This is a genomic window from Marinomonas ushuaiensis DSM 15871, assembly GCF_000521805.1.
GTDB classification, from domain to species: domain Bacteria; phylum Pseudomonadota; class Gammaproteobacteria; order Pseudomonadales; family Marinomonadaceae; genus Marinomonas; species Marinomonas ushuaiensis.
This window is the reverse complement of record NZ_JAMB01000002.1, coordinates 28,249-50,425: the sequence shown is the minus strand read 5'-3', so window position 1 is coordinate 50,425 and position 22,177 is coordinate 28,249. Positions and strand designations below refer to the sequence as shown.

21 protein-coding genes are annotated in these 22,177 nt (G+C 40.1%); 15 read left to right on the top strand and 6 right to left on the bottom strand.

What is annotated here, in order from left to right; genetic code table 11:
- The first annotated feature begins 69 nt into the window (after positions 1-69).
- The 6 genes from asd to MUS1_RS03645 all read left to right on the top strand — a co-directional run bounded on the left by asd (position 70) and on the right by MUS1_RS03645 (position 5,486).
- On the top strand, positions 70-1,188 hold the full coding sequence (gene asd, locus MUS1_RS03670; RefSeq protein WP_036159315.1) for an aspartate-semialdehyde dehydrogenase: 1,119 nt from the start codon (positions 70-72) through the stop codon (positions 1,186-1,188).
- Between the two features lie 126 nt (positions 1,189-1,314).
- Positions 1,315-1,992, top strand: coding sequence for a YoaK family protein (locus tag MUS1_RS03665; RefSeq protein ID WP_036159313.1), 678 nt, complete (start codon positions 1,315-1,317; stop codon positions 1,990-1,992).
- A 256-nt stretch (positions 1,993-2,248) separates the two neighbouring features.
- A complete protein-coding gene (gene hpf / locus MUS1_RS03660; RefSeq protein WP_036159311.1) occupies positions 2,249-2,641 on the top strand; it encodes a ribosome hibernation-promoting factor, HPF/YfiA family in 393 nt (130 codons plus the stop codon).
- A 758-nt stretch (positions 2,642-3,399) separates the two neighbouring features.
- Positions 3,400-4,083 (top strand): hypothetical protein, encoded by a 684-nt coding sequence (locus MUS1_RS03655; RefSeq protein WP_036159309.1) that lies wholly within the window; start codon positions 3,400-3,402, stop codon positions 4,081-4,083.
- 285 nt (positions 4,084-4,368) lie between these two features.
- On the top strand, positions 4,369-4,905 hold the full coding sequence (locus tag MUS1_RS03650; RefSeq protein WP_036159307.1) for a DUF924 family protein: 537 nt from the start codon (positions 4,369-4,371) through the stop codon (positions 4,903-4,905).
- A gap of 107 nt (positions 4,906-5,012) precedes the next feature.
- Positions 5,013-5,486 (top strand): GNAT family N-acetyltransferase, encoded by a 474-nt coding sequence (locus tag MUS1_RS03645; RefSeq protein WP_211236426.1) that lies wholly within the window; start codon positions 5,013-5,015, stop codon positions 5,484-5,486.
- Between the two features lie 421 nt (positions 5,487-5,907).
- On the opposite strand, the gene MUS1_RS03640 is transcribed toward MUS1_RS03645, so the two are convergent.
- Positions 5,908-8,709, bottom strand: a complete 2,802-nt coding sequence (locus tag MUS1_RS03640) for a bifunctional aconitate hydratase 2/2-methylisocitrate dehydratase (RefSeq protein ID WP_036159305.1) — start codon at positions 8,707-8,709, stop codon at positions 5,908-5,910.
- 160 nt (positions 8,710-8,869) lie between these two features.
- Complete coding sequence (locus MUS1_RS03635) at positions 8,870-10,621, bottom strand: formylglycine-generating enzyme family protein (protein ID WP_036159303.1); 1,752 nt, start codon at positions 10,619-10,621, stop codon at positions 8,870-8,872.
- Positions 10,622-10,774: 153 nt separating this feature from the next.
- Here MUS1_RS03635 and MUS1_RS03630 point away from each other — a divergent pair, with 153 nt between their 5' ends.
- Positions 10,775-11,386 (top strand): MiaE family protein, encoded by a 612-nt coding sequence (locus MUS1_RS03630; protein WP_036159301.1) that lies wholly within the window; start codon positions 10,775-10,777, stop codon positions 11,384-11,386.
- 91 nt (positions 11,387-11,477) lie between these two features.
- Positions 11,478-11,789, top strand: a complete 312-nt coding sequence (locus MUS1_RS03625; protein WP_036159300.1) for a hypothetical protein — start codon at positions 11,478-11,480, stop codon at positions 11,787-11,789.
- A gap of 102 nt (positions 11,790-11,891) precedes the next feature.
- On the opposite strand, the gene MUS1_RS03620 is transcribed toward MUS1_RS03625, so the two are convergent.
- From MUS1_RS03620 to queC, 3 genes are all read right to left on the bottom strand, one after another.
- Positions 11,892-12,668: a UDP-2,3-diacylglucosamine diphosphatase gene (locus MUS1_RS03620; RefSeq protein WP_036159298.1), complete on the bottom strand. Its 777-nt coding sequence runs from the start codon at positions 12,666-12,668 to the stop codon at positions 11,892-11,894.
- Positions 12,668-13,162, bottom strand: a complete 495-nt coding sequence (locus MUS1_RS03615; protein WP_036159296.1) for a peptidylprolyl isomerase — start codon at positions 13,160-13,162, stop codon at positions 12,668-12,670. Before MUS1_RS03615 ends, MUS1_RS03620 begins: the two co-directional genes overlap by 1 nt.
- Before the next feature lie 133 nt (positions 13,163-13,295).
- Positions 13,296-13,955: a 7-cyano-7-deazaguanine synthase QueC gene (queC, locus tag MUS1_RS03610; protein ID WP_036159293.1), complete on the bottom strand. Its 660-nt coding sequence runs from the start codon at positions 13,953-13,955 to the stop codon at positions 13,296-13,298.
- A 233-nt stretch (positions 13,956-14,188) separates the two neighbouring features.
- Between queC and MUS1_RS03605 the strand changes: the two genes are divergently transcribed.
- The 5 genes from MUS1_RS03605 to cysS all read left to right on the top strand — a co-directional run bounded on the left by MUS1_RS03605 (position 14,189) and on the right by cysS (position 19,447).
- On the top strand, positions 14,189-15,172 hold the full coding sequence (locus MUS1_RS03605) for a bifunctional helix-turn-helix transcriptional regulator/GNAT family N-acetyltransferase (protein ID WP_051436089.1): 984 nt from the start codon (positions 14,189-14,191) through the stop codon (positions 15,170-15,172).
- A gap of 14 nt (positions 15,173-15,186) precedes the next feature.
- Positions 15,187-15,930, top strand: a complete 744-nt coding sequence (locus tag MUS1_RS03600; RefSeq protein WP_036159693.1) for an AzlC family ABC transporter permease — start codon at positions 15,187-15,189, stop codon at positions 15,928-15,930.
- On the top strand, positions 15,927-16,262 hold the full coding sequence (locus MUS1_RS03595; protein ID WP_036159291.1) for an AzlD domain-containing protein: 336 nt from the start codon (positions 15,927-15,929) through the stop codon (positions 16,260-16,262). The genes MUS1_RS03600 and MUS1_RS03595 overlap by 4 nt, the downstream gene beginning before the upstream one ends.
- 124 nt (positions 16,263-16,386) lie before the next feature.
- Positions 16,387-18,060 carry a glutamine--tRNA ligase/YqeY domain fusion protein gene (locus MUS1_RS03590; protein ID WP_036159290.1) on the top strand — a complete coding sequence of 558 codons (1,674 nt, stop codon included), beginning with the start codon at positions 16,387-16,389 and terminating at the stop codon, positions 18,058-18,060.
- 4 nt (positions 18,061-18,064) lie between these two features.
- Complete coding sequence (cysS, locus tag MUS1_RS03585) at positions 18,065-19,447, top strand: cysteine--tRNA ligase (RefSeq protein ID WP_036159287.1); 1,383 nt, start codon at positions 18,065-18,067, stop codon at positions 19,445-19,447.
- A gap of 105 nt (positions 19,448-19,552) precedes the next feature.
- On the opposite strand, the gene bcp is transcribed toward cysS, so the two are convergent.
- Positions 19,553-20,002: a thioredoxin-dependent thiol peroxidase gene (bcp, locus tag MUS1_RS03580; protein ID WP_036159285.1), complete on the bottom strand. Its 450-nt coding sequence runs from the start codon at positions 20,000-20,002 to the stop codon at positions 19,553-19,555.
- A 213-nt stretch (positions 20,003-20,215) separates the two neighbouring features.
- On the opposite strand from bcp, the gene dapA reads away from it, so the two are divergent.
- Together dapA and MUS1_RS03570 are read left to right on the top strand one after the other, a co-directional pair.
- Complete coding sequence (gene dapA, locus MUS1_RS03575) at positions 20,216-21,097, top strand: 4-hydroxy-tetrahydrodipicolinate synthase (protein WP_036159283.1); 882 nt, start codon at positions 20,216-20,218, stop codon at positions 21,095-21,097.
- A complete protein-coding gene (locus tag MUS1_RS03570) occupies positions 21,094-22,176 on the top strand; it encodes a hypothetical protein (RefSeq protein WP_036159281.1) in 1,083 nt (360 codons plus the stop codon). The genes dapA and MUS1_RS03570 overlap by 4 nt, the downstream gene beginning before the upstream one ends.
- The last annotated feature ends 1 nt before the right edge of the window (position 22,177 follow it).

Below are 22,177 nucleotides of genomic sequence, written 5' to 3'. Positions count from 1 at the left end.
TATTAAGTGTATTTAATTGGGATATTGCTCTTGGTATGAGTGACCCCACAAAAAAAGGTAGAAATAACCATGTCAAAACAAACTGTAGGTTTAGTCGGCTGGCGCGGAATGGTTGGTTCCGTGTTGATGCAACGCATGCGAGAAGAAAAAGATTTCGATCACATTGATCCTGTTTTTTTCACCACTTCTCAAGCGGGGCAAAAAGGGCCAGAAATTGGTAAAGATATTCCATTACTTCAAGATGCGACGGATATTGAAGCATTGAAGAAGATGGATATTATTATTACCTGCCAAGGCGGGGATTATACCAAGGCGATTTACCCACAGTTGCGTTCTGCTGGTTGGAACGGTTACTGGATCGATGCAGCGTCTTCATTGCGCATGGATAAAGACGCGATTATTGTTCTTGATCCCGTTAACCAAAACGTCATTAAGCAAGGCTTGAAAGATGGCGTTAAAACCTTTGCTGGTGGTAACTGTACTGTTAGTTTGATGATGTTGGCATTGGGTGGCTTGTTCGATAAAGGTCACATCGAATGGATGACGTCTATGACGTACCAAGCGGCTTCTGGCGGCGGTGCGCGTCATATGCGTGAGTTGATCAATCAAATGGGTATGTTGCAAGGCTCAGTAGCTTCTGAGCTTGCTGATCCTGCTAGTGCGATTCTAGACATTGATCGTAAAGTGGCTGAGCAAATGCGCTCTAATACTATGCCTGTTGATCAATTTGGTGTGCCATTAGCGGGTAGCTTGATTCCTTATATTGACTCTCAGTTGGATAATGGTCAAAGCCGTGAAGAGTGGAAAGCACAAGCTGAAACCAACAAAATACTTGGTAACACGTCTTCTATTATTCCTGTTGATGGTCTTTGTGTACGTATCGGTTCCATGCGCTGCCATAGCCAAGCATTCACTATCAAATTGAACAAAGATATTCCAATTGCGGATATTGAAGGTATTCTTGCTCAACATAATGATTGGGTCAGTGTTGTTCCTAATGACAAGGAAGCAACTATGGCGCGTTTAACGCCAACAGCCGCAACAGGCACACTGGATATTCCAGTAGGCCGTATTCGCAAATTGAATATGGGGCCTGAATACATCAGTGCTTTCTCAGTAGGTGATCAGCTGTTGTGGGGGGCTGCAGAGCCTCTACGACGCATGTTACGTATATTACTGGACGATTAGATATTTGACCCAGATCGATAAAAAGCGTTTGCTGTCATGGCAAGCGCTTTTTTTTGCTTTGCTGAATTAATATTATTGTTCTTTTCGTTTTACTAAGTTGTCTTCTATAGTGAATAGGGAGGTTGTGTGGTTTCGACATTGCCAAAGTGGGTTGAGTATGGGGCTTTTTCACTGGCGCTTGGCGCTGGAAGTATTAATGCGGTAGCGTTGCTGGGTATGGAGCATCAAGCTGTTTCTCATTTGTCTGGTACGGCAACCCTTTTAGGAAGTGCTTTTCTTGATTCATCCAATACAGCTTTATTTCATTTGATTGGAATATTGCTCAGCTTTGTCATTGGGTCTGTGTTTTCTGGATTTATTTTAACTGGCACATCACTAAAACTCGGTCGACTCTATGATTTATTGCTTATGACAGAGGCGGTTTTATTGTTGGCTGCTATGTATTTCTTATTAAACAATCACACAACCGGTCATTATTTTGCCTCGACAGCATGTGGACTCCAAAATGCACTAGCAACCACTTACAGTGGTGCTGTTCTTAGAACGACCCATTTAACGGGTATTTTTACGGATTTGGGCATTATGATTGGTGGTTTATTAAGAGGAGAAAGCTTCGATAAACGCAAGGCATCTTTGTTTGTCATTATTGTCGTAGGATTTGTTTTGGGAGGTACGTCAGGTGCTTTTCTGTTTAATCAATTCGGTTTTTATGCACTATTAGCGCCATCGGTTTTGTGTGTGCTTCTTGCCATTTTGTACCGTATTTATCGTCTATATTTAAGTAGCGAAGAGCATGGATTATAATCTTTGGTCATTCAAATGAGTTAATAGTTTGCTAGATGCTAATCTGTATGCTATTGATAAATAAAGTGTTAAATGAATGTTTGTGCAGCAGTTTTAAAAAATCTTTTATACATTCATGATCTTGAACAAGTATTTACATTATGGGCATTGAAATCTGATCAGTTAGTCCATAGATTATAGTTAACAGTCGAAGAAAAAGAGGAGGAATAAGATTTAAGCAATAAAAAAACCTGACCTAAATAGAAGGAAATTCTTTATGTATACATTGAATATTAGTGGTCACCACGTCCAATCTGGTGAAGAAGTTCAAGAAGTCGTTAAAGAAAAAATGGATCACTTATCTCGTATCAATAACCAAATAACCAGCATTAAAGTGATTCTAAATACAGAAAAGCATGAGATTCATGAATTAATAGTAGAAGCCAGTGTTCATATACCTGGGCATGATCTTTTCGCAACGGTTAAGACGGATAAACAGCTTAAACCTGCTCTTGACCTTTTAGTCGGCAAACTGGAGAAACAATTAGTTAAACATAAAGCTAAACACGCTGGTCGACAACACCACATCAACGCAAAGGATGTTGAGAGTCCTGCAGAACGACAACAACAAGCTGAATTTGATGAGCTTGTAGAGCGTGACGTTATTTAGTTAATCCACCTTCCTAGGAGAAGCCTCGCATAGCGGGGCTTTTTTGTGTCTGGCTCTTGTAGGGCACGATGAGCGAAGCGTGATCTGCCGTTTGACCTCCTTCTTTCACTTGCAGGTCGCCCTTTAGGGCGTCAAGAACTTCTTTACTTAACTTCGCCAAACTAAACCCATTCACTCGACGTTACTTTTTTAAATTGCCGTTTAACCTCACCCATCGGATTTGCCTTGCCTCACATCACCGGCTCTTGTAGGGCACGATAAGCGAAGCGTGATCTGCCGTTTGGCATATTCCTAAAGTAGATCTGATTAGACGAGGAACGAGACGTAATCAGGCGACTAAAGAAGTTCGTGATCACTGACTCAGTCAGTAATGTATTTAATTTCCGTCGTGCCACACCAAATTCACTATATTAAAAGGGATTTGATTTAAAAAAGGTGATTGTAGATAACTCTAAAAACTGTATCTCCAAACAGTTTATTTTTAATCATTATTAAATTTTGCTCATTTTGTCTAAAAAACAATCATTCTTTTGCGCGTTTACACTGGTAGATAAGTAAAAAGTCTTTTAGTATCAAGAGATAAGGTTTTTCAGTGCAGAGATAACGCGCACGCTCGTTTAACCAGATTTTAGTTTTGTTAATAGGCTTATAAACTGATTATGATCCAGTGGTTTATAGAGATAATTAGCAAGTTTTTAAAATATGTAAACGCGTATGCGCACTATTAAAATGTTATACCTACCTAGAGGTTTGAGTATATGAATGAAATCTGGACATCGCTGGTTAGTGGAGCATTCGCAGGAGCTGGTGTTGTAGCTTTTTTAGCTAAATTTTTCATCGAAAACAGACTAAAACGTTCCTTGAAAAAGTACCAACATGATTTAGATGCTAGAAAAGATACATTGCAAACAGAATTAAGTTTGTATGTTCACAAGCAAAACTTGAGTTTTTCCAAATATGATGAAGCTCAGAGAGACGCAGTTAAAAATATATATGTTGCTGTTATTTCAACGTCTTTTCCTAGAAACGGATTTGGTAGATTTAAAAAAACTTCAAAATCAACATCAAGTGATGATTTTTGTTCTTTATATTTTCAGAATTTTTCTTCTAGTTTTAATGCATTTGAAAATGTTTACCAAGAAATATCAAAGGCATATGCGATACTTGAAGAGAACTCAATATATATTGAACAAAATATGGAAAATGAGGTTATTTCTACACTCGAAGCTGTCAAAAAACACTATGATCAAAGTCACGACATACTTAAAAGGTTTCATAATGAATCTCAGTTACTTTTTAAACAGGGAACGCTTAATATTAATTCTGCTCCTTTTAACTTTGAACAATTCCACCAAAATTCCTCATCTAATTGGGTAATAACTACTACTAGCTTTAGGATTAAACTTAAAAAATACATAAGAAAAATACTTAGCCCTGAATAAAATAGGTATAACAAGCCATTCAAAAGGACAAAAAACAACTTGCTGTCCTTTGTTCCTTAGACATTTTAGCAAGCTGTTTTTTGCCTCTTAATGGGTCGTTGAGGTTGTATAATTGCTCTTTATTTAGAAAAATAGTCTTTTTTATGGGGTCGAAATGCATTGCTTAGTGCTTAAAAACGTTTAGCGTGGGGCTCAGAGACTCGGATTTTAATTGAATTTGGCTATTGGAGTAATTCTACAGCCTCGTTATATTACATTACGATTCGAGCGCAATGGAGTTTCAGAATGTATAGTCAAATCATAGATTTTTGGTTCGCAGAATTAGACCCTAAGCAGTGGTGGGAAAAAGATTTCGAGTTAGACTCAATGATTAAAAAACGTTTTGGTGAGTTACACGATAAAGCTAGACGAGGCGAGTTATTTCAATGGCGAGCAACCGCAAAAGGTTGTCTTGCGGAAATTATTATTCTCGATCAATTTTCCAGAAATATCTACCGTGACAAGCCTGAATCATTTGCAAGTGATCCATTGGCGTTAGTACTAGCTCAATATGCTATCACTAAAGGTTTTGATATAGAGCTTTCTGAAACAGAGCGTAGCTTTTTATATTTACCATTCATGCACAGTGAGTCTAAGTTAATTCATTTAGAAGCAATCAAACTTTATGAAGCACTTGGTAATCCAAGTAATCTAGATTTCGAGCATAAGCATAAGGTCATTATTGATAGATTTGGCCGCTATCCACATCGAAATGATATTTTAGGTCGTATTTCTAGTGCAGATGAAGTGGAGTTCTTAAAACAACCTAACTCAAGATTTTAATCGTGCAACATAATAAGACGCTTATAGTTGAGCTCAAAGACTGGTTTTTTAATTGATTTTGGCTGTTGGGGTAATTCTACAACCTCGTTAAATTCTTGGAGATATTGATGATTATCAGGAAGCTGGAAGAGGAAGATCTTGAGGCTGTAAATGCAATTTGTATGGATTCTTTTTTGCAGTCTGTTGCAGGCTCATTGTCTGATGAGGGAATTACAACCTTTTCGAATATCGCTGCGTGTGATGCATTTCTCGGCAGAATGAAAGGCGATAATCTAATACTGGTTGCTGAGAGCGACGAAAAAATCGAAGGTGTCATTGAACTGAAGGAGGGGCGCCATATAGCGATGCTTTTTATTCTTCCTGAACGCCAAAAGAATGGTATTGGAAGAAAGCTGCTTTTATCTGCCTTGAGTTACGCTAAGACAGAAACGGTTACCGTTAGCGCGTCACTATCTTCGGTGACTGCCTATGAAAAGTATGGATTTGAGCGCAGTGGCGAAGTTGATGAATCGGCAGGTTTGGTTTATCAGCCTATGGAGATCAAACTTAACGAGCGACAAGCGTGTGTATTACAGCCTTGAACTTGTCGGTTTCCCCTAAAAAGCATTCGTATGCTCTTTTTCAATAGTCTGTTATCTAATTATTATTCGTTATAATTGAACGTGATGACTCTTTTTATACTGGAAATCAAACCTGTTTTATCTCGCTAAAGTTAATTCATCCCCATTGATTTCCCACAACAAATCACTTCCAGTACATTAAAAAATAAATAAAAATCTCATCCACCTTTTAAACTCAGTCATACCAAGCGCCTTAACTTGAGTGTTGAAATACACGATAAGGTACTTACTTTTACTTTTACTTTTACTTTTACTCTTTGTAATAGTATGGAGCCAGAGGTATCGAGCCAGAGGTATGGAGCCAGAACCAATAAAAAAGCCTACAGGAATACTCCCATAGGCTTTTCAAGAAAGGCGTAAGCCTTTATGTTGTGCTTATTACTTAGACGTTAGCCGCAGGAATAAATTCAATTGGTGGTGTCGTCATTTCTTCTAATGGTGGCGCAAAGTCCGTTAGGTGAATGCCGTCTACCGCCTCTTTGTACTCTTCTAATGTTGGGAAGCGTCCCAATATTGCAGACAGTACAACTAGAGGTGTAGAACCAAGTAGTGACTCACCTTTTTTCTCTGATGTGTCAGCAACAACACGACCTTGGAAAAGGCGAGTAGAGGTTGCAATAACCGTATCACCTGGTTCAGCTTTTTCTTGGTTACCCATACATAAGTTACAGCCAGGGCGTTCTAAGTACATGATGTTTTCATACTTAGTACGTGCAGATCCTTTAGGATTTGTATCGTCAAATTCAAAACCTGCGTACTTCTCTAGAAGAGCCCAATCGCCTTCGGCTTTCAACTCATCAACGATGTTATAGGTTGGTGGAGCGATAACTAGAGGCGCGTTAAACTTAATTTCTTTGCCTTGTGCTTCCATGTTACGGAGCATTTGAGCGATGATTTGCATATCGCCCTTGTGTACCATGCAAGAACCAACAAAGGCTAAGTCAACAGTCTTGTTTCCATAGAATGAAACTGGACGGATAACGTCATGAGTGTAGCGTTTAGAGACATCATCATTGTTTACGTCTGGATCGGCAATCATTGGTTCGTCAATTTGGTCTAAATCAACAACCACTTCTGCGTAGTATTTAGCATTTGCATCCGGTGTTAATGCAGGTGCAGTACCTGACTTAACTTCGTCAATACGTTTATCCGCTAAAGAAATTAAACCATGAAGCGTTTTCGCTGGGTTTTCCATGCCTTTATCAATCATGATTTGAATGCGGCTTTTCGCTAATTCAAGTGATCCGATTAACGTTTCGTCTTGAGAAATACAGATGGAAGCCTTTGCTTTCATCTCTGCTGTCCAGTCAGTGAAAGTGAAGGCTTGGTCAGCTAGCAATGTACCAATATGCACTTCGATTACACGGCCTTGGAAGACGTTTTCGCCACCAAACTGTTTAAGCATTTGAGCTTGTGTCGCATGTACCACATCACGGAAATCCATGTATTTTTTCATGTGGCCTTTAAACGTTACTTTTACTGACTCTGGAATTGGCATTGCAGACTCACCTGTTGCCAGCGCAATTGCTACCGTACCTGAGTCAGCACCAAAGGCAACGCCTTTAGACATACGTGTATGAGAGTCACCACCGATAATGATAGCGCGATCATCAACAGTTATATCATTCAATACTTTATGGATAACATCCGTCATTGACAGATAAACACCTTTCGGGTCACGTGCAGTGATTAGACCGAATTTGTTCATAAAGCTCATTAATTTAGGCGTATTCGCTTTTGCTTTACTGTCCCAAACAGAGGCAGTGTGACAACCAGATTGAAATGCACCATCAACAAGTGGTGAAATCGTAGAAGCAGCCATGGCTTCTAATTCCTGGCATGTCATAGGGCCAGTTGTATCTTGTGAGCCAACAATATTGACTTTTACACGCACGTTTGAGCCTGCGTGTAATGGTGAGTCAGATAAAACACCAACAGCATTACGATTAAATATTTTCTCTACAGCTGTTAAGCCTTGGCCTTCATGTGAAATTTCTTTTGCAGCGGCATATACACTTAAAGGTTCAATGCCTAGCGCTTCTGCTGCAAATGTTTGTAGCTTCTTACCGAAGGTTACAGCGTATGAGCCACCAGCTTTCATGAATTCCACTTTTTGTGGTGTAAAGGCTGATGAGATATCCGCAAGTTCTTGAGTACCGTTATATAGCTTTTTAGCTTTCGTATCGATAGTTAACACAGTACCAGTGGCTACTGAGTAGGCTTCTTCTAATACAGCATCACCATTTTGATCAAAAACAGTATTGCCGCTTGCGTCTACTTTCTTAACCCAGTTTTTAAGGTCAAGACCAATACCGCCTGTTACATCGACAGTTGTTAAGAAGATTGGAGCGATACCATTAGTGCCCGCAACGATCGGTGCGATGTTGATAAATGGAACATATGGGCTTGCTTTCTTGCCCGCCCAAAGTGCGACGTTATTCACGCCAGACATACGAGATGAACCAACGCCCATTGTGCCTTTTTCAGCAATAAGCATTACTTGCATGCTAGGATACTGAGCTTGTAATGCTTTTATCTCTGCTTGAGCTTCTGGTGTGCTCATGCACTGGCCGTGTAATTCACGGTCTGCACGAGAGTGAGATTGATGACCTGGCGATAATAAATCCGTTGAGATATCACCTTCACCAGCGATGTAGGTAACGACATCAATTTTTTCAGCGATATCTGGTAATTTAGTAAAGAATTCAGCTTGTGCGTAGCTTTGAAGAATGTCTTTAGCAATACTGTTTCCAGCCTTATAAGCGCTTTCAAGACGCTCCATATCTGCTTCGTACAAATATACTTGAGTTTTTAAAACTTCAGCTGCTAGAGGCGCAATAGAAGCATCATCAGATAATGCAAGGTCGATTAATACTTCAACAGAAGGGCCGCCTTTCATATGAGAAAGTAATTCTAGAGAAAATTCAGGCGTTATTTCTTTTACGCTGGATTCACCTAAGATAATTTCTTTTAAGAATTTTGCTTTTACAACGGCAGCGCTTGTTGTGCCAGGTATTGTGTTGTAAATGAAGAAGTTAAGAGAGCTTTCTCTGTGTTGGTGAGCAGTATCTTTAATTTGAGCAATGATTTCTGCTAGTAATTCACCGTCATCAATTGGCTTAGGATGTAATCCTTGACCTTTACGGTCTTCAATTTCTTGTAAGTACTCTGAATACAGGCTCATTTACAACACCTCTAAATAATAATTTATGATAGTAATGGTTGGTGTAATAAACCAAACCATACAAGACTATGTGATTTTTTATGCACTTATTTTATAGAAAAAAAGCAGTAAAGACTTACTTAGCGCCATAACAATTTCGAATAGGTGACATTTAGCGGAATTATTCTGATTTAGAGATACCATCGTTTTCCTGAATGATCCTCACGATTCTAAATCCCCAATTGCTGGCTTTTAAATCAGGGGTTGCTCTATATCTTGTTGCGCTACGACCGACTCTTGGGATATCAAACCAAGAACCGCCTCTTATAACTCTGTTATCACATTGGTTGGCCAGCCACACTTGATTCTTGCTTGGTGCGCCGTCATAAGAATCGTGATAACAATCTTCAATCCATTCAGCAACATTGCCATGCATATCAAATAATCCTAATGGATTACTGGCTTGGCTGCCGACGGGTGCTGTAGAGATGCCATCCCATTGACTGCCGCAGCTATCACATACACTGTAGCCAGGTTTCACTGTATTTCCATACCAAAATGCAGTGTTTGAATCGGCTCTTGCTGAGTACTCCCATTCAATTTCAGTGGGTAGACGATATTCCTGATTGGTTTGACTGGATAACCAAGAGGTATACGCTTTAGCGTCGTACCAACTGACATTAATAACAGGGCGATTGCCGCGCCCCCAGTCATTATCTGGTGGAAGTTCGCGATTTGTGGCTTTGGCAAACTTGTCGTATTGATCAAATGTGATTTCGTGTTTGCTAATGTAAAAACCACTAGGGATTTCGACTTCATGAATAGGTTTTTCATTGTCGTCGCCCATTCTGTTTTGGTCGCCCATCGTGAACGTAGTAGGGGCGATTTTTTCAATTTTAGGTGCAGTCCCACCGACTTTTAAAGGTTCTTCGAGTACTTGAGGGAGCGCTTCAAATACTTTTTCTGCTGTTATTTTAGGTGTCGGTTTTGGTGTTATAACAATTGTTTCTTCTTCTGTTGTCGGCCATAAAATCACAGCAGCGAAAAGTGTTATTGCAAGGATTGATGCCGCTGCAATGGCTTTGCTTTTGGTGCTACGAATGTAACGTTTTAAGGCTCTTTTTGTTGGCGTGTGACCGCTGGCTTCTGGCTTATAAAGGTTAGCTCGTATGATTCGTATTACTTCAGTTAACGATTTTGGTCTATGGCCTTCATTTTCTCTAGACCAGTCTAGTAGGCGATCCCAAGTCGCATCACTCAAACTATGATGAGAGTCAGGCAGGCTGGTAGAGAAATCTTTATCAAGAATAGATTCGCCAAGTAGGGCAGCCATTAATAGCTTCATAAAGGCAAAACGGTCTGATGCGATCGTACGCTGCTGGTTTTTCTTTAAATATTCAGGTGGAAAAAAACGACTGTCCATATCGTTTTCATCGATTTTTGTCATCCAATTATGAGCGCCAAAGCCAGTCATTAGGCCAATACCATTTACAACGTGTATTGAGCTTAAGTCTAGATGCCCGTGAAATAGATTGTTTTGATGTATTTGATCTAGAGCTTTGGCGATGTTGTCAAATAAGCTTATGACCACATTTAATGGCGCACCATCTGGGTACTTGCCTAAGAAACTGTATAAGTTTTCTCCGCCACAAACGGCTGAGCAAGAAAATACCCATAGATTTGAATAAAAAGGCGGATAATTTGGTGTAATTGCTGGGTGTTTTACGCTGGCGTATTTTCTCGCGTTTTGTAGAAAACCTTCTACCTTGCCTTTATTCGATTGAAAAAAACGCAACACAAAAGGGCGTCCGCCTTGATCGGCTACCCATGTGGTTTTATTACTATCCAATGGATAGTTTAAAATATATGGGTCGAGTTCAACGCCAACATGTTGGCCAATTTTTAGTTTTTTAGGGTCATAAAAATCATTCATTACGAATTTGATATCCAGATCAAGGCGTTGCTGTCTAAGTGCCTATAAAGTAACAAAAACAGGCCTTTATTTATATCTATAAAGAAGAGTACTTGTTCGCACCTTACTTAATACCTAGTATAATCACGTTTTTTAACACAAAAAGGTAGAGTAATGTTATCAGCGTATCCTGAGCTTGTTGAGTTTCTTCCATGTGAATCCCCAAAAGCGTGGGTGAATTGGGCTCTTGAGAACCAAACTTTGCTATTAAATGATCATGCTCATTGCGAAAAAAAAGCCGCGTCAACGGCAATGAACCTAATGTATCGCTATGTAGATCGAGATAATTTGTTACATAAAATGTCTCGATTAGCTCGTGAAGAGCTTTTGCATTTTGAGCAAGTACATAAACTGATGCGCAGTCGTGATATCGCTTATGATCATTTGTCGGCGTCTCGTTATGCGGATGGTTTGCGTAAACACATTCGCACTCATGAGCCAGCGCGTTTAATTGATATTATGATTATTGGTGCCTTTGTTGAGGCTCGATCTTGTGAACGCTTTGCTGCTCTTGCGCCGCATTTGGATGAAGAATTGTCTAAATTTTATATTTCATTACTGAAATCAGAGGCGAGACATTTTGAGGATTACCTTGAATTGGCAAAAGAATACTCAAGCGAACCGATTGATGACCGAATAGCCTTTTTCCGAGACTTAGAAGAAAAGCTTATTACTGAGCCTGATACAGAATTTCGTATGCACAGTGGGCCGCCAAAAGTAGTTTGATTTTAAAAAATACGACTTAGGGTAAATTTTTCTGTGAATTTGTAGCATGCTGCTAAACTCATAATATGAAACAGTCATTCTGGAGAATATTATGGGGACACAGAAAAGTGAAACGCTTCCGGATGTAACCTATTGGCTTTTGTTAGAAATAATGAAAGTAAATCCAATGGTCGATATTAACGTGATGTACAAAGGTTCACTAGAATTGGATTTTTTATATCAGGTGCTGGCTGCTAAGGCTGACATGCATTGGCGTAAAATGTACGGTGTGCAGCTGGATTCGACGATCATGAATAATGCTTTTTTTCGAGCAATGACCATGGTGCATAATCGTAATATTGAATTTGAACGCTCTAGGAATTCTTCTGAGACAGAGTGGGTCAAAACTCTTTTAAAGTGTTAATCAGACTATTTTTTATCAAAACCACTTAAAAAATCATCACATAAAAATGCCAGCAAAAGCTGGCGTTTTATTTTGGATTAGAATGTTTCGCTTTGGAGGTTTCTAATAAAGCGTCTCTTCATGGAAAACCTGAAGGGATTTTAAACCGTCTTTATTAAAGTTTTCTACGGTCGCTTTAGATTGAGAGTAGTGATTCTCTTTGATGCTTGCCAAGTAAACGTCTGTATCCCAGTCACCTAAAACACAGCGTAATGTGTTTTTTGTCTTATGTATATTCGGGCGATGAGTATGACCGTGAATGATTGTTTTGCAATGATGTAGATTAAGAGAATCATTCACTGCTGTTTCTGTAACATCCATAATCCCGATGGATTTTTCTGAGGCCATGGATTTACTGTCATTGCGAAGTTGAGCGGCAAGAGCGATTCGTTGTTCTAGCGGTAAAGCCAGTATTTGAGTTTGCCATGCGTTAGAGCGTATGGTTTGTCTGAACTTCTGATATTCCACATCTTCTAGGCAATATTCATCGCCATGAGTAAGGAGCACAGAGTTTTTTTCCAGGGGCAATAAAGTTTGCTCTTGAATAAGTGAGGCGCCTACACGAGTTAGCCATGCGTCACCAATCAGAAAGTCTCTATTTCCGTGTAAGAAATACAGAGTGATGCCAGATTGAGAAACATCAAGTAGGGCGTTTTCTATGTTGGTATTCCAGTCGGCTTGAAAATCGTCACCGATCCATGCTTCATAGAAGTCGCCAAGAATATAAAGCTCAGCTTTTTCTTTGCGCGCTATAAGTTCTTTTGTCATTAGAACAAACGCCCGGATAAGATCCGGGCGTTTGTCGCTAAGATGTAGATCTGAAATGAAATAACGGATCATTATTTTACAAGTTCAGCGCTTTCGATAATAACGTCTTCCGCTGGAACATCTTGATGTCCAGCTTTCATTGTCGTTTTTACTTCTTTGATTTTGTTTACTACGTCCATGCCTGCAGTCACTTTACCGAAAACAGCATAACCCCAACCTTGTGATGTTTTTGCTGTGTGGTTTAGGAAAGCATTGTCTGCGACGTTAATGAAAAACTGAGCAGAAGCAGAGTGTGGGTCAGATGTACGAGCCATTGCTAGTGTGCCAATTTCATTTTTCAGGCCATTGTCCGCTTCGTTTTCAATGGTTTTTTGAGTTTCTTTTTGTGTCATGCCTACTTCAAAACCGCCACCTTGAACCATGAAGTTATTGATTACGCGGTGAAAAACAACACCATCATAAAAGCCAGAAGAGACATATTCTTCAAAGTTTTTCGCAGTTTTTGGTGCTTTTTCGTAATCTAGTTCTACGTGAATGTCACCGTGGTTTGTATGTAAAATGATCATTTTATATTCCTTGTTCTATAAATGGCTGAATGGTTAAAATTTACTAAGTGTCTAATTAATATCGGGCATTTTATGTGTTTGTAAGCAAAGACGCCACCGTGGATACAATAAACCCTAATGTAATCTAAGAATTTTACGCTTCATAATCTAATGGATCGGTTTTGCCTTGTTCAGTAAAAGCTTCTAAACGCTCATGGCAAGCGCCGCATTTACCACAGGATTTTTCTCTCCCGTTATAACAAGTCCAGGTTTTTCCGTAATCTAATTGCATGTCCAAGCCTGCTTTTAGAATGGCACCTTTAGAGGAATGTAAAAAAGGCGTGACGATTTCAACCGATTGGTAGTTAGCAATTTTTGACACCGCATTCATGGCTTCGACAAATTCAGGTCGGCAATCTGGATAGATGTGATGATCGCCAGAATGAGCACCATAATACACCTTACCAATCTCCAAAGAGACGGCGTAAGCAATCGCCATAGACAATAAAACCATGTTGCGGTTTGGCACAACTGTGGACTTCATATTGTCGTCTTCGTAATGGCCTTCAGGGATGTCAGCACCGCCGGTTAGAGATGAATTGGCCATTAAGCTATTGATCGCCGTAATGTCGACAACCTTGTGAGGGATGTTTAGTTCCTTGCAAACCAATGCAGCCACTTCTAATTCTTTACTGTGCTTTTGTCCGTAGTTAAAGGACAAAGCGTAAACGTCTAATCCATTTTGGATTGCTGTATTCAAAACAGTGAACGAATCCATTCCACCTGAATACACTACAACGGCTTTTTCTGACATGTTTGCTTCCTAGACATCGGCTTTTATTGATGACGGTATAAAAGTAAAAGAAATTGATGTGCGGAGTATAACAGACCTTATTTTTTATCAAATAAATCAATGAGACTAAATGAAAAACACAAAAGTAGAGGGATTTAAGAGGAAGCAGTAAAAGAAGATTGTAAAGTGCAATTGGGTGAGATAAATTAAATATACGTAACTGGTTACCTATATTGTTTGTTGTGGAAGGGAAAATGGAGCAGTTTGGTGTATTGACTCTAGGGAGTCGACTTAAGCGTTTGAGTGATTATTTGTTTGCGGAAGTTCAAGAGATTTATTTGCAGTGTGATGTTCCTATTTCATCCACTTATTTCCCTATTCTTAAGCTATTGCAAAAAATGGGAAGTTTGTCAGTGATGGAAATCGCTGAGAGTCTGCATTTAAGTCACCCAGCGGTTAGTAAACAGACCGCTAAAATGCTGAAAGAGTATTTACTCGATAAGAATGCCGATGAAGATGATCAAAGGCGCTCGTTGTTGAGTCTTTCCGAAAAGGGCTTGGCGGCTATGTTAAAGGTTGAGCCAGTCTTGGAAGAAATGAAAGTCGTCATTGAGCAATTTACAGACTTCAGTAGCGATAATTTTATGGCGGGTCTCGAAGCGTTAGAAAAGCAGGTCTTTAGCGAAGGATTAGCTAATAAAGTATTAGATAGATTGCTGCCGTTTAAAATTATAGAGCTTAGTCGTCATCATGAGAAAAGCTTTTATAACCTTAATATGGCTTGGCTGGAACGATATTTTCCTAACCAGATTTCAGAGCATGATTTGGCTCTTTTAGAGAGGCCTTTAGAATACGTAGCTCAGCATGGCGGAACAGTGTGGGTCGCAATACGAGAAGCTAACCAACAAAATGTGGCGCTTGGTACTATCGTCTTGGCTCAGCATGGTGATGGACAAACAGCGGAGATTTTGAAACTGTCCGTTGCTGAGCATTGCCAAGGCAAAGGCATTGCTCAAGCGTTGTTGTCCCATGTGTTTGAAACAGCGCAATCTGTTGGCATGACTAAATTAACCTTAGAGACGGCTTCTTGTTTAACGGCGGCTAGACATCTTTATGATAAAAACGGCTTTATTGAAATGTTACCGCCAAAGCCGTCTTTGTATGAAAGAGCGGATGTATACATGGAAAAATCTCTGGAGAAACCATTGAGACTTATCAAAAGAAAACAAAGCATATGAAGGTATTAGAGCACATGAATACACGACAGCACATGCAGCGAGGCGCAGTGGTTTCCATGCCGATGATACTCGGTGGTGTTCCTTTTGGGCTTTTATTTGGCTCGTTAGCATCAAGCTATGGTTTGAGCCCTTGGTTTGCTATTGCGATGTCTGCCATCGTTTTTGCAGGCTCTGCTCAATTTGTTGCTGTAGGCTTAATTGCGATACATGCGCCGATTTGGGTCATTGTATCGACAACCTTTATTGTCAATCTGAGACATCTTCTGTATGCGGCAGATATGGTGAAATATGTGAAGCATTTACCAATGTCTGTTCGTTTGATTATGGGGTTTGGTTTGGTTGATGAAACCTATGCTGCAGTGCGGCCTATGTATGGGATAGGCTCAGTTGATGAAAAAACAGGACATAAAGTCTATCTGGGCTCTTTTTTGGCGTTTTATATTATGTGGAACGTAACAACGATTTTAGGCGTTTTATCTGGTGAGCTGATTCCTGGCATGAGCGAGTGGGGGCTTGAATTTGCTATGGTGGCTACTTTTATTGGCATCATTACACCGTATTTGAAACACAGTCCTTTTTGGTTTTGCATGCTCAGTGCGGGTGTTTCGTCGGTTGTTTTGTCGGGGTTGCCTAATAATCTTGGTTTGTTAGTGTCTGCTGTGATTGGGGTGGTCGCAGGGTATCTTGCAGACGTGTATGGAAGTTCTTCGAATACTCACCAATCAACAGATGGCAATACACAAGGAAGTGAGCGATGAGTTTATTGGATTCGGTTCTCATTATATTTGGAATGTTTGTTGTGACCTTTGGTGTTCGTTTTGTTTTGTTTGCGCGAGCTCATAAAGTCGTTATGCCTGTTTTTGTCGAGAGGGCACTTAAATTTGTGCCCGTTGCTGTCTTAACCGCCATTATTATTCCGATGATTTTTATGACAGATAATCAGATGAATGTATCCATTAGTAATCCTTGGTTGATCGGTGGGCTTGCCGCGTTTGTCATTGGCATTTGGCGTCAACATCAGCTGTTGACAATATTTGTCGGTGTTGTGGTGTTTTTTATCGCGAAATACATGATTTTGCTTTTGCTGTAAAAAAACAAGAAAAGAGGCAAAAGATTTACCGACTCAATATCCTATAGAAACCGAAATCATATATACTTGTTAGTCAAAGTACTCATTATCGTCAGACGAACATTTATCGGGACTTACATCTAACATGTCAGAAACGTCAAAACCAGGTAATTTTATTACCCAAATCATTGATAAAGATAACGAAGCCGGCAAGAACGGAGGCAAGGTTCTTACTCGTTTTCCACCTGAGCCAAACGGTTACCTACATATTGGTCATGCCAAATCCATTTGTCTAAACTTTGGTTTGGCGCAACGTTACAATGGTCAATGTAATCTTCGTTTTGATGACACCAACCCTGAAAAGGAAAGTGTTGAGTATATTGAATCCATCAAACGTGATGTTGAGTGGTTGGGATTTGAATGGAAAGAAGAGGCTAAGTTTGCTTCTGACTATTTTGATCGGTTATTCGACTTTGCAAAGCAACTTATTCAGCTAGGTAAAGCGTATGTGTGCGAGCTTAATGCTGAGCAAATGCGTGAATACCGTGGCACTTTGAAAGAGCCAGGAAAGAACAGTCCATACCGTGATCGCAGTGCCGAAGAAAATATGGCGCTTTTCAATGATATGGCGAATGGTAAATACAAAGACGGTGAAGTGGTTCTTCGTGCAAAAATTGATATGGCGAGCCCAAATATCAATATGCGTGATCCGATTATTTATCGAGTTCGTCGTGTGCATCATCACCAAACTGGTGATAAATGGTGTATTTATCCTATGTATGACTTTACTCATTGTTTGTCTGATGCCATTGAAGGTATCACGCACTCTGTTTGTACACTGGAATTCCAAGATCATCGTCCTTTGTACGATTGGGTGTTGGACACGTTGAAAACAGCACATCCACAACAAATTGAATTTGCGCGCCTAAACTTAAACTACACAGTGACAAGTAAGCGTAAGTTGAAATTGCTGGTGGATGAAAAACACGTACATGGTTGGGATGACCCTCGTATGCCGACCATTTCTGGCTTACGTCGTCGTGGCTATACCGCGAAATCTATTCGTAATTTCTGTGATCGCATTGGTGTTACTAAATCAGACAGCGTAGTCGACGTGGGTATGCTTGAGCACGCGATTCGTGAAGATTTGGATGCGACAGCAAATCGCGCCATGGTGGTTTTAAACCCGATTAAAGTGACGTTAACAAATTACCCTAAAGACAAAGAAGAAATCTTCACGGTAAATAATCATCCGAAAAACGAAGACGCGGGCGCTCGTGAAGTGCCTTTCAGTAAGCATTTATTTGTTGATGCAGCGGACTTTGCAGAAGAGCCACCTAAAAAATGGAAACGCATGACGATTGATGGCGCTGTTCGTCTTCGTGGTGGTTACGTTATTACCTGTGATGAAGTAATCAAAAATGAAGCGGGTGAAGTGGTTGAGCTACTTTGTCGCTACGATGAAAATACACTTGGTGTGAACCCAGAAGGTTACAAACCAAAAGGCGTAATTCATTGGGTAAGTGCAAAGCATGCTGTTGATGCAAGAGTGAATCTTTATGATCGCTTATTCGTTAACGAAGCGCCGGACGCCAACTATGAAGATAAGAACTTCTTAGACTTTATTAACTCTGAATCTTTAGCAACGATCACAGCTGCAAAAGCAGAACCCTCTTTATTGAAGTCAAATAAAGGTCAAGGATTCCAGTTTGAGCGAGAAGGTTACTTCTGCCGTGATTTAAAAGAGGACGGTATGGTGTTTAACCGTACAGTAACATTACGTGATTCTTGGGCAAAAATAGAAGCAAAAGGAAAATAGGTGCATGTTGAAAGTTCATAACACCCTTACAGGGAAAAAAGAAGTTTTCAAGCCAATCGTTGAAGGCAAAGTGAGTATGTATGTTTGTGGTAACACGGTATACGACTTCTGTCATATTGGTCATGCACGCGCGATGATTTCCTTTGATATTATTTCTCGTTTTATTCGTCATCTAGGTTACGAATTAAATTATGTGCGTAACATTACAGACGTTGATGACAAGATTATCAAACGTGCAGCAGAAAATAATGAAACACCTCAGTCTTTGACTGAGCGAATGATTGAGGCTCAACGCGAAGACGAGCTGCGCCTTGGTAATAAATTGCCAGACCGTGAGCCAAAAGCGACCGAGTTCATGCAAGAAATTATTGATATGGTGCAAGTGCTTATTGAAAAAGGTTTTGCTTATCAAGGTACCTCTGGCGATGTGTATTATCGTGCAACGAAGTTTGAAGAATACGGTAAGTTAAATAACCGTAAACTTGAAGATATGCTTGCTGGTGCCCGTATCGATGTGGAAGCGGCAAAAGAACACCCAGCTGATTTTGTATTGTGGAAGCAAACAAAAGTAGGTGAGGTTTCTTGGCCATCTCCTTGGGGAGAAGGTCGCCCTGGTTGGCATATTGAATGTTCTGCTATGTCGACTAATTGCCTAGGTAATCATTTTGATATTCATGGTGGTGGCCCAGATCTTAAGTTTCCTCATCATGAAAATGAGATCGCACAGTCAGAAGCGGCAACGGGTGAGAAATACGTAAATTACTGGATGCATTGTGGTGCGGTTCGAGTGAACAACGAAAAAATGTCTAAATCACTGGGCAATTTTTTCACCGTTCGAGACGTATTGGCTAAATTTAATCCTGAGGTGATTCGTTATCTTATGGTTTCTAGTCAATATCGCAGTGCAATTGATTACTCCGATCAAAGTTTGTTGGAAGCGAAAGTCGCATTAGAACGTCTTTATACGGCATTGCGTCAACAGGACGTTGCTGCAACTTTTGTTCCTAGCGATTTTACTACGCGCTTTGAAGAAGCGATGAAAGATGACTTTAATACCGCAGTCGCTGTTTCTGTTTTGTTTGAGCTGGTTCGTGAATTGAACAAAATGAAAACAGAAGATGCAGAAAAAACCTCGGTTTTGGCCGCTGAATTGCTTTCATTGGCCACATTGCTTGGCTTGCTTTATCAAGACCCTGAATACTTTCTGCAAAATAGCACTGTGTCAGAAGGTTTGGATGAAGCGGGAATACAGGCTTTAATCGATCAAAGAACGCAGTCGCGTAAAGACAAAAACTTTGCTCGTAGTGATGAAATTAGAGATGAGTTGGCGAGTCAGGGTATTGAACTTCTAGATAGTCGAGAAGGCACTACTTGGACACGTAGCTAAGGACTATTTCAAGGCTTAGATCCTGCAAATAGAATGAAAAAAGGCGATGTGCTATTTATTTAGCGCATCGCCTTTTTGTTATGAGTTGTGCCTCACTCCTGAGTTCTATTTCAGAATTTGTTCTGAATGTGTTTTGGTTTTAACTTTACTTATGATATCTGAAATCAGGCCTTCTTCATCAATGATAAAGGTGGTTCTAACCGTCCCCATTGACTCACGACCCATGAATTTTTTAAGCTGCCATGTTTCGTATAATTCATGAACTTCTTTTTCCGTATCGGCGATTAATGGGAATGGAAGGTCATATTTCTCGATGAAGTTTTGATGTTTTTTCTCAGTATCACTGCTGATACCAAGCACAACAAAGCCTTGTTTAAGAAGTTCGTCATAGTTATCGCGTAAGTCACATGCTTGAGCTGTGCAGCCTGGTGTGTTGTCGCGTGGGTAAAAATATAAGACAACTTTTTTGCCTTTAAATTGGCTAAGTGTAATGGTGTCACCGTTTTGGTCTTTTGCACTAAAGTCCGGTGCAATTTGTCCAATTTCTATTGTCATAATGGTTACTCTCTGTTCTACGAAACATTCAAAGAAAAATAGTTTCTTGGCTATTTGGCTGTAAGAAAAATATTAGCTTAACAAGTGCTAAGCAAAAAATCTCTCTGAATAGGATTTCTTGTTAATTTACTCTGGCTTTACGTCCCTCAATTATTGTTAAACCCGCATATGGGCGTTACTATAGGCGCGCTTATAATTTTATGGAGACTCGAAATGATCACAGGTAGTTTAGTTGCGCTTATCACTCCCATGTCAGCAGATGGCGCAGTAGATACTAACAAATTAGATGATCTAATAGAGTTTCATATCAACGAGGGAACTCACGGTATTGTCGCTGTTGGTACAACCGGTGAGTCTTCTACGTTGACGACAGAAGAGCATGCTAATGTTATTCGCCAAGTTGTCAAAACAGTAAATGGTCGTGTTCCTGTTATTGCGGGAACAGGTGCAAATGCAACTCACGAGGCGATACACCTTACTCGCAGTGCAAAAGAGGCCGGAGCCGATGCTTGCTTGCTGGTTACGCCTTACTATAATAAGCCGACTCAAGAAGGTTTGTTTTTACACTTTAAAGCCATTGCAGATGCGGTTGATATTCCTCAAATTCTTTACAATGTTCCAGGTAGAACGGTTTGCGATATGTTAAATGAAACCGTAGCTCGCCTTTCTGCTATTAAAAATATTGTTGGTGTTAAAGACGCAACGGGTAATTTGGAGCGTGGTGAGGCATTAATCAAAGCTGTACAAGAAGATTTTGCCGTATATTCAGGGGATGACGCTACGGCGGTTGATCTTATGTTGCTCGGCGGAAAAGGTAATATTTCTGTTACGGCAAACGTTGCCCCTAAAGCCATTGCACAAGCAGCAGAGTCTGCCCTTGCTGGTGATGCGGAGAAAGCGCGTTCAATCGACCAAACGGTTGCCTTGTTACATAAAAATCTATTTTTAGAATCGAACCCTATTCCTGTTAAATGGGCATGTAGCCAATTAGGTTTATGCAAAGAAGGGATTCGTTTGCCATTAACCCCACTTTCAGACAAGTATCATGCGGCTGTTAGACATGCCATGGTAGAAGCCGGAGTTTTATTAGTATGAATAAATTCACATTACAATTAGTCAGTGTCGGTTCGTTAGCGGTTCTTTTATCAGGTTGTAGTTTGTTTTTTACTGATCACTCAGACGATTACCAAGACGTCGCTAAAACTCACAGTTCTTTAGAGTCTCCAGAAGGCTCTACACCTTCAAAAGACGCATTAGTTATTCCGAATGAAGATGCCATTGCAGACTTAGTGCCAGCCAAACCTTTTGTTACACCAAGAGCACCGTTTATTTTTCATCCAATGGTTGCCGTAGGTGTTGTAGAAAAAGAAGACGCTATTGAGTTTTCTGTGCCAACAAACAAAGATCAGGCTAAGCGTGTTGTTACTGACTTTCTTACGGCTCTATATGGAGAGGGTAAATCTATTGCATCACAAACGGATGACCAAATAACGTCCATTGCTTTTGATTTTCATCCACAAGGTTGGTGGGCGTCTTTATACAGTAAAATTACCCGACTTTACCCAGCAAAGACCGTTTTCGCATTTAGCTTTACTGAGAGTGAAGATAAAACATTAGTGAGAATTCAGTTCCGTGATGAGGTTCAAGATGCTGAAGTAGGGCCATGGATGACTCCAGTGGAGAACTCAGATGCTCATACTATTGCTGTTCGTCTATGGGGAACTTTTGGCCGACAATTGAATCAGTCTTCAGCGTATTTATCTAATCAAAACGATGCTTCATCTTACCCAATTTGGGTTGATCATCATGGTCTTTATGGAATACGTCTAAATGATGCGTCACAATCAGGGCTTGAAACAACATTAAATGCAGCGGGTATTTACCTTGTACCAGGTGCGGATAATGTACTTGCGCCTGTATCGCCAGAAAAAATTGCGCGTGTTGGCGATGTTATTGATTTCTCCATTCCTACTGGCAGTGGCGAGACTCAAAAGTTATTTAATGTTCGTCGCCGCAACTTAGATGATGTTAGCTGGGACTTACGTGAATATTCTTACAAGATTACAGAGCAAAAAGCAGGTAAGTTTCTAATGATTGATGTGTCTTCAGTAGAACAACCTGAAGACCCAGAAGTGGTTTCATTTCACTTTGCACAACGTTTTTTAAGTAATTAAG

Coding starts and splice junctions, on each gene's coding strand:
- MUS1_RS03640 (WP_036159305.1), bottom strand. CDS start 8,709: ATGAGCCTGTATTCAGAGTACTTACAAGAAATTGAAGACCGTAAAGGT.
- MUS1_RS03605 (WP_051436089.1), top strand. CDS start 14,189: ATGGAGCAGTTTGGTGTATTGACTCTAGGGAGTCGACTTAAGCGTTTG.
- MUS1_RS03650 (WP_036159307.1), top strand. CDS start 4,369: ATGTATAGTCAAATCATAGATTTTTGGTTCGCAGAATTAGACCCTAAG.
- MUS1_RS03595 (WP_036159291.1), top strand. CDS start 15,927: ATGAGTTTATTGGATTCGGTTCTCATTATATTTGGAATGTTTGTTGTG.
- hpf (WP_036159311.1), top strand. CDS start 2,249: ATGTATACATTGAATATTAGTGGTCACCACGTCCAATCTGGTGAAGAA.
- asd (WP_036159315.1), top strand. CDS start 70: ATGTCAAAACAAACTGTAGGTTTAGTCGGCTGGCGCGGAATGGTTGGT.
- queC (WP_036159293.1), bottom strand. CDS start 13,955: ATGTCAGAAAAAGCCGTTGTAGTGTATTCAGGTGGAATGGATTCGTTC.
- MUS1_RS03655 (WP_036159309.1), top strand. CDS start 3,400: ATGAATGAAATCTGGACATCGCTGGTTAGTGGAGCATTCGCAGGAGCT.
- MUS1_RS03615 (WP_036159296.1), bottom strand. CDS start 13,162: ATGATCATTTTACATACAAACCACGGTGACATTCACGTAGAACTAGAT.
- MUS1_RS03625 (WP_036159300.1), top strand. CDS start 11,478: ATGGGGACACAGAAAAGTGAAACGCTTCCGGATGTAACCTATTGGCTT.
- dapA (WP_036159283.1), top strand. CDS start 20,216: ATGATCACAGGTAGTTTAGTTGCGCTTATCACTCCCATGTCAGCAGAT.
- bcp (WP_036159285.1), bottom strand. CDS start 20,002: ATGACAATAGAAATTGGACAAATTGCACCGGACTTTAGTGCAAAAGAC.
- MUS1_RS03590 (WP_036159290.1), top strand. CDS start 16,387: ATGTCAGAAACGTCAAAACCAGGTAATTTTATTACCCAAATCATTGAT.
- cysS (WP_036159287.1), top strand. CDS start 18,065: ATGTTGAAAGTTCATAACACCCTTACAGGGAAAAAAGAAGTTTTCAAG.
- MUS1_RS03620 (WP_036159298.1), bottom strand. CDS start 12,668: ATGATCCGTTATTTCATTTCAGATCTACATCTTAGCGACAAACGCCCG.
- MUS1_RS03570 (WP_036159281.1), top strand. CDS start 21,094: ATGAATAAATTCACATTACAATTAGTCAGTGTCGGTTCGTTAGCGGTT.
- MUS1_RS03600 (WP_036159693.1), top strand. CDS start 15,187: ATGAATACACGACAGCACATGCAGCGAGGCGCAGTGGTTTCCATGCCG.
- MUS1_RS03630 (WP_036159301.1), top strand. CDS start 10,775: ATGTTATCAGCGTATCCTGAGCTTGTTGAGTTTCTTCCATGTGAATCC.
- MUS1_RS03635 (WP_036159303.1), bottom strand. CDS start 10,621: ATGAATGATTTTTATGACCCTAAAAAACTAAAAATTGGCCAACATGTT.
- MUS1_RS03645 (WP_211236426.1), top strand. CDS start 5,013: ATGATTATCAGGAAGCTGGAAGAGGAAGATCTTGAGGCTGTAAATGCA.